Source organism: Bacteroides clarus YIT 12056, from assembly GCF_900129655.1.
GTDB lineage: Bacteria > Bacteroidota > Bacteroidia > Bacteroidales > Bacteroidaceae > Bacteroides > Bacteroides clarus.
On record NZ_FQWK01000001.1, the window covers coordinates 15504 to 29835 of the forward strand.

6 protein-coding genes are annotated in these 14332 nt (G+C 49.6%); all 6 read left to right on the plus strand.

Annotated features, from left to right (window positions below):
- The first annotated feature begins 62 nt into the window (after positions 1-62).
- The 6 genes from BUB52_RS00090 to abc-f all read left to right on the plus strand — a co-directional run bounded on the left by BUB52_RS00090 (position 63) and on the right by abc-f (position 14324).
- Positions 63-1403 (plus strand): MATE family efflux transporter, encoded by a 1341-nt coding sequence (locus BUB52_RS00090; protein ID WP_039951143.1) that lies wholly within the window; start codon positions 63-65, stop codon positions 1401-1403.
- A 54-nt stretch (positions 1404-1457) separates the two neighbouring features.
- Entirely contained in the window at positions 1458-3803 is a 2346-nt protein-coding gene (locus tag BUB52_RS00095) for a hybrid sensor histidine kinase/response regulator (protein WP_009122845.1), read from the plus strand.
- A gap of 109 nt (positions 3804-3912) precedes the next feature.
- Entirely contained in the window at positions 3913-8454 is a 4542-nt protein-coding gene (locus BUB52_RS00100) for a translocation/assembly module TamB domain-containing protein (protein WP_009122846.1), read from the plus strand.
- A gap of 1 nt (position 8455) precedes the next feature.
- On the plus strand, positions 8456-10810 hold the full coding sequence (gene tamL, locus BUB52_RS00105; protein WP_009122847.1) for a translocation and assembly module lipoprotein TamL: 2355 nt from the start codon (positions 8456-8458) through the stop codon (positions 10808-10810).
- Between the two features lie 202 nt (positions 10811-11012).
- Positions 11013-11924: a nucleotidyltransferase family protein gene (locus tag BUB52_RS00110; RefSeq protein WP_009122848.1), complete on the plus strand. Its 912-nt coding sequence runs from the start codon at positions 11013-11015 to the stop codon at positions 11922-11924.
- 432 nt (positions 11925-12356) lie between these two features.
- Positions 12357-14324 (plus strand): ribosomal protection-like ABC-F family protein, encoded by a 1968-nt coding sequence (gene abc-f / locus BUB52_RS00115; protein ID WP_009122849.1) that lies wholly within the window; start codon positions 12357-12359, stop codon positions 14322-14324.
- The last annotated feature ends 8 nt before the right edge of the window (positions 14325-14332 follow it).

The following is a 14332-nucleotide window of genomic DNA, read 5'->3' on the forward strand; positions in this document are numbered from 1 at the left end:
TGCGGAACATCTGTCTGACAGACTGTGGATTTCGTCCGATGAAACAAATTTTAGATAATAAGATGATGAATTTGATAGCCGGCTATAAACAGCATTATAAAGCGTTGATATTTCTGGGACTTCCCATTGTTATCGGGCAGGTGGGCGTAATTGTTCTCGGTTTCGCGGATACCCTGATGATTGGGCATCACAGTACCGAGGAACTGGGTGCGGCTTCTTTCGTAAACAACGTATTTACGCTTTGCATCATTTTCAGTACCGGTTTCAGCTACGGACTGACGCCTATTGTAGGCAGTCTTTACGGCAACCGCCGTTTTGCGGAAGCGGGGCAGGCGTTGCGGTGCAGTTTGGTGGCGAATGTCCTGGTGGCTTTGCTTCTTACTTTCATCATGACGGTGGTCTACTTCAATGTGGAGCGTTTGGGGCAGCCCGAGGAACTGATGCCTTTGATAAAACCTTATTATCTGGTATTGCTCGCTTCGCTGGTTTTCGTGATGCTGTTCAATGGTTTCAAGCAGTTTACGGACGGTATCACCGACACCAAGACCGCCATGTGGATACTGCTGGGCGGAAACGCGCTGAACATCATAGGTAATTATATTCTTATCAACGGTAAGCTGGGTTTTCCGGAGTTGGGTTTGCTGGGAGCAGGTATCAGTACGCTGTTCTCGCGTATTATGATGGTCGTGGTTTTCGCGCTGATTGTACTTCGCGGTCGTCGCTTCATTCGTTACCGGCTTGGGTTTTCCCGCATGGGGTGGTCGCTTCCGGTGTTTAAGCGGCTCAATGCGTTGGGCTGGCCTGTCGGCTTGCAGATGGGGATGGAGACGGCTTCTTTCAGCCTTAGCGCCATTATGGTGGGTTGGCTGGGTACCATCGCTTTGGCATCCCATCAGATAATGCTGACCATTTCGCAATTCACTTTCATGATGTACTACGGTATGGGGGCTGCGGTAGCGGTGCGTGTCAGTAATTTTAAGGGGCAGGGCGATATGGAGAATGTACGCCGTTCCACATTTGCGGGCTTCCACCTGATAATGGCTATGGAAGTGGTGCTTATGAGCATTGTTTTTGTGATGCGCGGACAGGTGGGCGGTTGGTTCACGGATAGCGCCGAGGCTTCGGCGCTGGTGGCGTCCTTGTTCTTTCCCTTCCTGATTTATCAGTTTGGCGACGGATTGCAAATCAACTTTGCCAATGCGCTGCGAGGCATATCGGATGTAAAGCCGATGATGATTATTGCATTTATTTCTTATTTTATTATATCTTTGCCCGTAGGATATTTTTGCGGTTTCGTGCTGGGCTGGGGATTGGTCGGTGTCTGGATGGCTTTCCCGTTCGGACTGACCAGCGCCGGACTGATGCTGTGGCTGCGCTTCCGCTATAAAACGGGAACGAGATGATAAAAGAGGCGGTATTCGCCGTCCTGTCACTCTATCACCTTTTTATCACCTATTATGAATAGCGTATCGAAAGTAAAGATAGCTGTCGGATACACTCTGTTGTTAGGAGTGTTGCTTTTTTCCCTGTTCTTCGTGCATAGGGAAATGGAGAATCTTATGCTTTCCGATAATCAGGATGTGCAGTGGACGGACAGTCTCATCACGCTTCTCAGGGAGAAGGACGCGAACACCATTTACATGTTGCGTGTGCTGAGCGAAACGAGCGACAGTATGGTTTCTACCCGGGAGATAGAGAGCATCATCGCTACCCGGCAGGATTCGGTCGTTACCAACCGGCGGGTGCAGCGCCGTATCATTACGCATCGCGACACGGTGGTTACCAAGCCCAAGAAGAAAGGTTTCTTCCGTCGTTTGGGAGAGGTGTTCGTTCCGCCTAAAAAAGATACTGCCATACAGGTAAAGACTTCCCTCGAATATGCTACGGATACGGTGATTGATGTCTACAATCCGGTGGACTCCCTGCAAGAAAAGCTGCGTGCCGTGGCGCAGCAGAAGAAAGAGAATAATGCCATTGTACAACGCCGCAGGCGCACTTTGCAGCGCATGGACAGGATGCTGACCGCCCGTATCGACAGTCTGTTGAAAGGTTATGAACAGGAAACTTTGCAGCGCGCCCGCGAAGAGGCGGAGTATCAGCAATCCGTGCGCCATCACTCCATTAAGATAATCAGCGGTATCGCGGCCGGCGCTGTGTTGCTTTCCGCCTTTTTCCTGATAGTCATCGGGCGTGACATTACGCGCAGCAACCGTTATCGCCGCGAACTGGAAGAAGCCCGCCGCCGTGCCGAAGACTTGCTGGCTACGCGGGAAAAGATGATGCTTGCCATTACCCACGACTTTAAGGCGCCGCTCGGCTCCATCATGGGCTATGCCGACCTGCTCTCCCGTCTGACGGTGGACGAACGGCAGCGCTTCTATCTGGATAACATGAAAACTTCATCGGAACATCTGTTGAAACTGGTTGTCGATTTGCTTGATTTTCATCGGCTCGACCTTCATAAGGCCGAGATAAACCGGGTTACTTTCCATCCCGCCCGTCTGCTGGAAGAAATCCATGTCAGCTTCGAACCGCTGACTTCCGCCAAGGGACTGGGCTTACATTGCGATATTGCTCCCGAGTTGGAGAGCACGTATATCAGCGACCCGCTCCGGTTGCGCCAGATTATCAATAACCTGCTTTCCAATGCCGTGAAGTTTACGGACGAGGGCGGCATAACGATAACGGCACGTTACGAGAACCGCCGGCTGGTCGTTGCCATAGCCGATACGGGCAAAGGTATGGAACCTGCCGACAGGGAACGGATTTTTCAGGAGTTCACCCGTCTGCCCGGCGCGCAGGGCAAAGAGGGCTTCGGGCTCGGATTGTCCATCGTGCGCATGCTTGTACAGTTACTGGAAGGAACGATTGATGTGGACAGTGTGCCGGGTAAGGGAAGTACGTTTACATTACGTATCCCTTTGTTCCCCGTGAGGGTATCGGAGAATGCCGGCGGGAAGCGTCAGGAGACGGAAACCGAAGCTTCTTCCGCTCTTTCCGGGGAAATATCCGTTCCTTCACAACGCTCGCTTCGCGTACTTCTGATTGATGATGACCGTATTCAGCTTACGCTCACCGCGGCCATGCTCCAACATAGCGGTATCGCTTCGGTGTCGTGCATGCAATTGGATGAATTGCTGGATGCCCTGCGTTCCGATACCTTCGATGTACTGCTTACCGATGTACAGATGCCTGCCATAAACGGCTTCGACCTGCTGAAACTGCTGCGGGCGTCGAACCTTTCTCAAGCTCAGACCATTCCTGTGATAGCCGTTACAGCCCGTAGCGACATGAAACGGGAGGAGATTAAGGAACACGGTTTTGCCGGTTGTTTGCACAAACCGTTTACGGTAGCGGAGCTTTTCCGGGAACTGAATGCGGAGGGTATCGGACAAGAGCCTGTTCCTGCCCCGCAATGTGAAGAAGCGGTTGCGGCTGAGGCTTCATCTCCGGAGCTTCCTTATAATTTCTCGGCGCTTACCGCTTTTTCCGGTGACGATCCGGAAGCGGCAAAGTCCATTCTTGAGAGTTTCGTCACTGAAACCCGTCTCAATGCCGAACGTTTGCGGCAGGCGGTGGATGCGGCGGACATGGACGGGGTAGCTGCCGTATCGCACAAAATGATTCCTCTCTTTACGCTGATTGGCGCTACGGAACTGGTGTCGGAACTTAAGATACTGGAAAGCCTGCGCGGCGCTCCCTTCACTGCCGAACAGGGACAGCGCGCGCTCCGTTCGCTTGCTCTTATCGAGGATATTGTTCGTTTACCGGCACAGACCGATTTGGGTAAGCGGTCGATATAAGTGGTCATAAACACCGGTGTGTCACAGTATTTTTATTCTTTAGGAACTTTATCTCGAAATTAATTGTTTACTTTGTACAACTTTTAATAGATGACAGTTTGACGTTCCAATGAGAAGAAAATGGTTAAAGGGAGCACTTTGGGTGCTGCTCACTCCTATTATCCTATTTGTAATATTGATGATATTGCTGTATGTGCCGCCCGTGCAGAATTTTATACGGAAACAGGCTACGGCGATAGCGTCGGATGCTACGGGCATGAATATTTCCGTAGAACGGATTGACCTTCGTTTTCCCTTGAATCTGCTTGTGCGTGGCGTACAGGTGGTGCAGTCGGAGAACGATGCCGTCGATGTGCAACATCCCGATACCTTGCTGAACCTTGGAAGCCTGAACGTGCGCGTGCAGGCGTGGCCTTTGTTGCAAGGCAGGGTAGAGGTGGACGATATTACCTTGCAGCAGGTAGCCGTAAACTCTTCCACCTTGCTGGAAGGTATGCGCATCAAAGGAACGCTCGGACGGTTCTTCCTCGAGAGTCACGGCATCGACCTGAAAAAAGAGAATGCCGTGCTGAATAGCGTGGAGTTGAGTAATACCCATGTGCAAGTAACACTTGCCGATACTGCCGAGGCTCCGAAAGATACTGTTGAAACCGCCTTGAACTGGCGGATAGCGTTGCACAGCCTGAAACTGAAGAATGTTTCGGTGGATTTGCAGATGCCGCTCGACTCCATGACGTTGGCTGCCAATATAGGAGATGCAAGCATAGAAGATGCCAATGCCGACCTCAAACGTCAGTTCTACGGTTGGCGTAAGTTCGCGCTTACGGGTACTGCCGTAAATTACGATTCGGGTACAGCCGCTCCCGTCGAGGGTTTTGACGCTTCGCATATCGCGTTGCGCGACATTCGTATCGGCATAGATTCGGTGATGTCCTGCGGCCGCGACATGAACGCCGTTATCCGCGAGTTCTCCATGTACGACCGTTCGGGACTGACTGTAACTTCTCTGACCGGACGCCTGTTTGCCGATTCAACCCTTATCCGCGTGCCCCATTTGCAACTTACGACCCCGCATAGTGAAATGAACCTGACGGCGCAGACCTATTGGAAACTTGTCGATATACCTACTACCGGACGTCTGTCTGCCCGCTTTAATGCCAATATCGGCAAACAGGATGTACTGCTCTTTGCAGGCGGATTGCCCGAAACCTTTAAAGAGGCTTATCCTTTCCGGCCGCTGGTGATTCATGCCGGTACGGAAGGGAACTTGAAGCAAATGCAGATTTCACGTTTCACCGCTGAATTGCCGGGCGCTTTCTCGTTGAGCGGCGGCGGTGAGTTGTGGAACCTTACGGACAGCTTGAGGCGTAGCGGAGAGCTTGATTTTGAAATGCAGACGCAAGACCTTAATTTCCTGACCGGACTTACCGGGGTAACTCCCGACGGCTCTATCGTTGTGCCCGACAGTATGAATCTCGTGGCGCGTTTCGGTCTTGACGGGCCGCAATGCAACGCGCTTCTGAAAGTAAAGGAAGGCAAAGGCAGTCTGGATTTGGATGCCGCCTACAACTTGTCTACCGAGGCCTATCATGCAGACCTCGCTATAGATGCTTTGCAACTCCATCATTTCCTGCCTAAAGACTCTGTTTATACACTTACGGCCCATGTTTCCGCCAAAGGCCAGGGAGTGGATATCGCTTCTCATAAGACAATGGCGCGCATAGAGGCCAAGCTGGCGGAATTGCAGTATGCCCGTTGGAATATATCGGGCGTGGATTTGAATGCGGGTTTGAAGTCATCGGTGGCTTCAGTGCGACTGACGAGTGATAATGAGTTATTGAAGATGCAGTCCGAGGCCGACTTACGTCTCGACCGCAAATACATGGACGGCAAGCTGAATATGAATGTCGAGGAGCTGGACTTATATAAACTGGGCGTTGCCCCCAAGCCTTTGGAACATTCGGTTGCGTTTAATCTGGGTGCGGAAGCGCGCCACGATTCCATTAAGTTGCGGATGGATGCCGGCGATATGGACTTGCAGTTCCGTGCCCGCAGCACTTTGAAGGAGCTGTTGGAACAATCGGACGAGTTCGTCGCCATTCTTATGAAGCAGATAGATGAAAGGCGGCTGGACCATGCGGCTTTGCGTCGGGTGTTGCCTTCGGCAGGCATGCAGCTGACGGCGGGACAGTCTAATCCGGTCAGCTATTTCCTGAAAACAAAAGATGTGACGTTCAATGACTTTACCCTTCGTTTCGGTACCACGCCGACGCGGGGTATCAACGGGCGGACTGCTGTGCATGGATTGCGTGTGGACTCGTTGCAACTCGATACGATTTTCTTTACCGTGAAGCAGGATACCTCCCGGATGATGCTGCAAAGCGGGGTGATTAACGGGCCGAAGAACCCGCAGTTTGTGTTCCGGAGTACGCTGACAGGCGAGATTCGGAGTGAAGACGCCGAACTGACCGTAAATTATGTGGACGGTGAGGGGCAGACAGGAGTGCTGTTCGGTATAAATGCCCGCCCGCTGACCGAAGGACACGGCAAAGGCAACGGAGTATTGCTGAATCTGACACCTGCCGAACCGGTTATCGCATACCGTAAGTTCCATTTCGTAGATAACAGTAACTGGATATATCTGCATAAGAATATGCGTGTCTATGCCAATATCGATATGGATAGCGACAACGGCTTATGTTTCCGTATGCAGTCGGACAAGAACGACAGTATCTCGTTGCAGAATATGAACGTGGAATTAAGCCGCTTCCAGTTGGGAGAATTAAGCGAAGTGCTTCCTTATATGCCCAGACTGACCGGCTTGTTCTCCGCCGAAGCACAGTATATACAGACTCCTACTTCCTTACAAGTGTCCGCCGAAGCCAGCATCAATGAACTGACTTACGAGCGGCAACATGTAGGAGACATCGGTATGGGCGCCACATGGCTGCCGGGAGATAAAGGCGCTACGCATTATCTGAATACGTATTTCAGTTACGACAATCAGGAAGTGCTGACCGCAGACGGTATACTGACGCAAAAGAATGGCAGGGATACGCTGGAAGTGACCACCTCTTTTGAGCATTTCCCGATGAAGATTGCCAATGCCTTTATTCCCGACCAAATGGTTTCCTTCACCGGCGACCTTGACGGCGGAATGTATATCTACGGACCGTTGGAGAAACCCAAGATGCACGGAGATGTTACACTGGACAGCGTATCGGTATATGCGCGTCAGGCAGGAGCCCGCTACTGGTTCGACGACCGCCCCGTACAGATTAAAGATAATCAACTGATATTCGATAAGTTCGCTATCTATACCACCAGTAAGAATCCGTTCACCATTAACGGTAAGGTGGATTTCCGTAATCTGGAACGCCCTACGGCGGATTTGAAATTGCTGGCAGAGAACTATACGCTGCTGGATGCGCCGCGTACCCGCGAAAGTCTCATTTACGGCAAGGTATTTGTCGATTTGAACGCAACGGTACGAGGGCCTTTGGATGCCTTGACCATGCGCGGCAATATGAATCTGTTGGGAAATACGGATGTGACCTATGTGCTCACCGACTCGCCGCTGACGGTGGAAGACCGTCTTGAAGGCCTGGTTACCTTTACTTCCTTTGCGGACACGACCTCGGTGAGTGCGGATGAGGCCCCTGCCATGTCTTTGGGCGGTATGGATATGATTATGTCCGTGCATATAGACAATGCCGTACGCCTTCGTGCCGATTTGAGCCCCGACCGCAGTAAGTTTATAGAGTTGGAAGGCGGTGGGGACTTGAATATGCAATACACTCCGCAAGGCGATATAAGCCTTACCGGACGCTATACGCTTTCGGGCGGAATCATGAAGTATTCGCTTCCTATCATTCCGTTGAAGGAATTCCAGATTAACAACGGAAGTTATGTGGACTGGCGCGGCGACCCGATGAACCCGACATTGAACCTGAAAGCGACGGAGCGTATGCGCGCTTCGGTAGCCGACGGTGACGACGGCGGTTCGCGCGTGGTAAACTTCGATGTGTCCATAGCCATAAAGAACCGGCTTGACGCTCCCGAACTTATCTTCGATATAACGGCGCCGGATGACGCCGCCATCGAGAACGAGTTGCAGGCTATGGGTACTGAGGAGCGTAGTAAACAGGCCATTGCCATGCTGGCGACCGGTGTTTATATGAATAGCGGTGTCAAAGGTGGCGGATTCTCTATGGGTAGCGCTCTGAACAGCGTTATCCAAAGTCAGATCAACTCATTGGCGGGTTCGGCTTTCCAAAGCATTAATGCAAGTTTCACGATGGGTATGGAAGACCGTACGGCTGCCGAAACGGGAGATAAGCAAACGGATTATAGCTTCCGCTATTCGCAACGCCTTTTCAACGACCGTGTGCAGATTGTTATCGGCGGTAAAGTAACAACGGGCGCCAATGCCACGAATGATGCGGAATCGTTTATCGATAATATTTCGCTGGAGTACAGGTTGGATACGTCCGGTACGCGCTATGTCCGTGTGTTCTATGACAAGAACTACGAAAGCGTGCTCGACGGGGAAATAACGGAAACCGGAGTCGGTCTTGTGCTTCGCCGTAAGATGGACCGTCTGGGCGAACTCTTTATCTTCAGGAAAAAGAAGAAACAAACTGTAGAATGATATGAAACGACTGATATTATATATAGCGGGTATACTGTTTCTGGCAGGATGTTCCACAACCAAGCATTTGCCGGAAGGTGAAATCCTGTATACGGGACAAAAAACGATGATTGTCGAGAACCGTAGCAAGACTCCGGTAGGCGAAACCGCCATGGAAGAGGTGGAAGCTGCGCTGGCCACTGCTCCGAACAACTCTTTGTTGGGCAGTTCCAGTATCCGCATACCGTTCCCTGTGGGATTATGGATCTACAATGGATTTGTGAAATATGAGAAGGGGTTTGGAAAGTGGATATTCAACCGCTTTGCTGCAAAGCCGGTATTGATGTCGTCCGTCAATCCTGATATCAGGCAGAAGGCTGCTGCTAATCTGTTGCGGGACTACGGCTACTTCAACGGTACGGTCAGTTATAAGACGTTTGTAAATCCGAAAGATTCATTAAAGGCGAAGCTGCAATATACGGTGGACATGCGTAATCCTTATTTTATCGATACGGTCTACTACCACGGTTTCAGTGAACGTACGTCGCGCATTATGAATATGAGCCGCCGCCGTTCGCTCATCAGTCCGGGAGAACAGTTTAATGTGACCGACCTCGACGGAGAGCGTACTCGTATCAGTACTTTGCTGCGTAATGTAGGGTGCTATTATTTCCGTCCCGACTATCTGACTTATCAGGCTGATACGACTTTAGTGCCCGGCGGCCATGTCGTGATGCGTATGGTGCCTGCTCCCGGTATGCCTTCTGTCGCCGAAAAACCGTTTTATGTGGGCAGTAAAGCATTCCACCTCTATGGCAAGCATGGCGAGGCTCCTAACGACAGCATGGATTATAAGGGACTGCGCATCTATTATCATGATAAATTGCGGGTACGTCCCAACATGATTTACAGGTGGCTCAACTATCAGGCATATCGTCAGAAACGTCAGGTGCAGGACAGTACGGGTATCTCCCGCAGACGTTCCATGCAAAGCCTTTACAGTTTATATCGTCAGACCCGTGTGCAGGAGCGTTTGAATAATGTGGGTATCTTCCGCTATCTCGAAATGCAGTATACTCCGCGCGATACGACATTCGCGTGTGATACGCTGGATGTGAATATCCATGCGGCTCTCGACAAACCCTACGATGCCGAACTGGATTTCAACGTGAAGATGAAAAGTAATAACCAGACCGGACCGGGAGCTTCGTTCACCGTAACGAAAAACAACGTGTTTGGCGGTGGTGAGGCATGGAATGTGAAGCTGGACGGTTCGTATGAGTGGCAGACGGGTAAAGACCGGTCTTCATTGATGAACAGTTATGAGGTGGGATTGTCTACTTCGCTGATGTTCCCACGTGTGGTCTTTCCCCGTTTCGGCGATAAGGAGTACGACTTTCCGGCCACTACCACCTTCAAGTTGTACATCGACCAGTTGAACCGCGCCAAGTATTATAAACTGTTGGCGTTTGGTGGAAACGCTACGTATGATTTCCAGCCGAAGCGTACGACCAAACATAGTTTCACGCCGTTTAAACTTACGTTTAATGTGCTTCGTAACCCGACGGAAGCCTTTAAGGAATTGCAGGCGGAGAATCCTGCGCTCTACGTCAGTCTGCGCGACCAGTTTATCCCTGTCATGGAATATATGTACACGTATGATAACGCTTCTTTACAACGTGTGCGCAATCCCATTTGGTGGCAGACGACGGTAAGCTCGGCAGGTAATCTGACTTCGTGTATTTATCGTGTCTTCGGCAAACCGTTCAGCGAGAAGGATAAAAAACTGCTGGGTGTACCTTTTGCGCAGTTCCTGAAGGTTAACAGTGAATTCCGCTATCACTATAAGATAGATAAAAACCAGATGATCGCTTCACGCATTGCCGGAGGAGTGATATGGTCGTACGGAAATGCGCTGTCGGCTCCTTATACCGAGCAGTTCTATATCGGCGGCGCCAACAGCGTACGTGCTTTCTCCGCCCGCAGCATAGGCCCGGGCGGTTATGCTCCGGATAAGGAAAGTAAGTATTCTTTCATCAACCATGTGGGCGACATACGTATGGAAGCTAATGTTGAGTATCGTTTCCGTATCATCGGCGACTTGCATGGAGCGGTGTTTTTGGATGCCGGTAATGTGTGGCTGATGCGTAAGGATGATTCCCGCCCCGGTGGAGAACTTACTTTAAAGAACTTTGCCAAACAGGTGGCTTTGGGTACGGGAGCGGGTTTGCGCTATGATATGGATTTTCTGGTGTTCCGTTTGGACTGCGGAGTAGGACTGCACGACCCGTATGATACCGGTAAGTCGGGATACTACAATATTCCTAAGTTCAAGGACAGTCTTGCTTTGCATTTCGCTATCGGTTATCCGTTCTAAGAGATTCTGCCGGCTTTGCAGACAATAGTGAATCGTATTTGCCCAAAAACGGACTCAATGCGGAAGTACCGGTCAATAAGGTGGAGTTTTGTACGATTATAGAAAAGAATGGACTAAAATCTCCCCTTTTCTGATATAAATTTTACTACTTTTGCATCTGTTATCAACCATGATACACTAACCTTTTTAAATAATAACTAATATGAAACCAACTTTATTCTTATTGGCAGCCGGTATGGGCAGCCGGTACGGTGGCTTGAAACAGTTAGATGGACTGGGCCCCAATGGCGAAACTATTATGGATTATTCTATTTACGATGCTATCAATGCCGGATTCGGTAAGCTCGTTTTCGTTATCCGTAAAGACTTTGAGCAGGACTTCCGCGATAAAATCATTTCCAAATACGAAGGACATATTCCGTGCGAACTGGTGTTCCAGGAACTGGATGCGCTTCCCGAAGGATTTACTTGCCCGGCAGACCGTACCAAACCATGGGGTACTAACCATGCCGTAATGATGGGCGCCGATGTGATAAAGGAACCGTTCGCCGTTATCAATTGCGATGATTTCTACGGTCGCGATTCTTTCCGGGTAATGGGTAAATTCTTGTCAGAACTTCCCGATGGTTCCAAGAATAAATATTCGATGGTGGGTTTCCGTATTGGAAATACATTAAGTGAAAGCGGCACGGTATCTCGCGGTCTTTGCGGTACGGATGCCGATAATCTGCTGACTTCCGTTGTAGAACGTACCAAGATTCAACGTATGGACGGTGAGGTGAAGTATATCGATGATAATGGCGAGTGGACTGCTACTCCCGACACTACTCCGGTCAGCATGAATTTCTGGGGTTTTACTCCCGACTATTTTGCTTATAGCCAGGAGTTCTTTAAGACATTCCTCAGTGATCCGAAGAATATGGAAAATTTGAAGAGCGAATTCTTTATTCCTTTGATGGTGGATAAACTGATTAATGACGGTACTGCTACGGTAGAGGTACTCGATACGAACAGTAAATGGTTCGGCGTGACTTATCCGGAAGACCGTCAGAGTGTGGTTGATAAGATTCAGGCGTTGGTAGATGCCGGAGAATATCCCGCTAAGTTATTCTAAGGGAATATCCGAGCGGTTTACTTTATAAAAATATCCCCTCTTTTCCTTCTTTTGTTCTCCAGGTTGGTTGGACGGAAAGGGAGAGAGGGGATTTTTTGTAAAGGTTTATGAGTTGTAAGAGGGTTTTGTAACTAATTGATTATCAGTTTGATTTATAAAGCGTGATTAAGTATGGGACTGAGCCTGTCTCAGTATACGACTGAGGTACCCTGAGTATGGGACTGAGCTTGCCTCAAAATACATCTGAATGCGATAAACATCGCATTGTAACTATAAAATCCTCGACAGACCGTTCGCCATATCATTTGATACGTCATATAGCAAGTATTGAAATTTAAATGAATGTAGTTGTATGCTTTGAATACACGATTGCGTGAGAATAAAAATAATATCGCTACCTTTGCAGCCTTAAACGATTAATTCATTGACACTATGATATCTGTAGAAGGACTGAAGGTGGAATTTAACGCTACCCCTCTGTTCGAAGACGTTTCTTATGTTATTAATAAGAAAGACCGCATAGCTCTTGTCGGTAAGAATGGGGCGGGTAAGTCCACCATGCTCAAAATATTGGCCGGCATTCAGCAACCCGCTTCCGGTGTTGTGGCCGTTCCCCGTGAATGTACGATCGGGTACTTGCCTCAGGTGATGATACTCAGTGATGAGCGTACCGTCATGCAAGAGGCGGAACTTGCTTTTGAGCATATCTTTGAGATGCAGGCTGATATAGAGCGTATGAACCGGCAGTTGGCCGAACGCACCGATTATGACAGTGAAGATTATCAGAAATTGATAGACCGTTTTACCCATGAAAACGAGCGTTTTCTGATGATGGGCGGTACAAACTATCGTGCCGAAATAGAACGTACCCTTCAGGGACTGGGCTTTAGCCGCGAGGATTTTGACCGTTCTACGAGTGAGTTCTCCGGTGGTTGGCGTATGCGTATCGAGCTTGCCAAGTTGTTGCTTCGCCGTCCGGATGTGTTGCTGCTTGATGAGCCTACGAACCATCTCGATATCGAGAGTATCCAGTGGTTGGAAAACTTCCTCTCCACCCGTGCCAACGCAGTGGTGCTTGTCAGTCACGACCGCGCTTTTCTGAATAATGTCACTACCCGTACGATTGAAATAACTTGCGGGCGTATCTATGATTATAAAGTGAAGTACGATGAGTTTGTGGTACTCCGTAAGGAACGCCGAGAACAGCAGCTTCGTGCTTACGAAAACCAGCAAAAACAGATACAGGATACGGAAGACTTTATCGAGCGTTTCCGCTATAAGGCCACTAAGGCTGTACAGGTACAGAGCCGTATCAAACAACTGGAGAAGATAGAGCGCATCGAAGTGGACGAAGAGGATAATTCTTCTTTACGGTTGAAGTTTGTGTGCAGCAGCCGTAGCGGTAACTATCCCGTTATCTGTGAAAATGTTGCCAAAGCGTACGGAAGCCATGTCATATTTCACGATGTAAATCTCACTATTAACCGCGGTGAGAAAGTGGCTTTTGTCGGCAAAAACGGCGAAGGTAAGTCCACACTCGTAAAGTGCATCATGGATGAGATTACGGATTATACCGGGAAGCTTACTTTGGGGCACAATGTGCAGATTGGTTATTTCGCGCAGAATCAGGCGCAACTGCTGGATGAAAACCTGACGGTTTTCGATACCATCGACCGGGTGGCGGTGGGAGATATCCGGCTGAAGATACGCGATATTTTAGGAGCATTCATGTTTGGCGGAGAGGCTTCGGACAAGAAGGTAAAAGTCCTTTCCGGTGGGGAACGTACCCGTCTCGCCATGATTAAGCTGTTGCTGGAACCTGTGAATTTCCTGATTCTCGACGAACCGACGAATCATCTTGATATGCGTTCGAAAGATGTACTGAAGGAGGCCATCCGTGATTTTGACGGTACGGTGATAATTGTCAGCCATGACCGTGACTTTTTGGATGGACTTGCGACTAAAGTATATGAGTTCGGTGGCGGGTTGGTGAAAGAACACCTTGGCGGTATCTATGATTTCTTGCAGAAAAAGCAGATAGAGAGCTTGAACGATTTGCAGAAGTCTCCTTCATTATCTGCTTCACCGGCTGCGGGGAAAGCGGCTGCCGGCGGTAATGCTGAAGCAGCGCAACCTTCTGCCGCGAAGCTTTCTTACGAGGAACAAAAAGAGTTCAATAAGAAGCTCAAAAAACTGGAACGTCGTGTAGCGGATTGTGAAGCGGAGATAGAGCAGACGGAGGCGGCTATTGCTATTCTGGAAGCTAAAATGGCTACACCGGAAGGTGCTTCGGATATGACGCTTTACGAACAGCACCAGAAACTGAAAGCCCAGTTAGACCGTGTAATGGAAGAATGGGATTCTGCTTCCTGTGAACTGGAGGAGATGAAAAAGGAGTGATAACGTAA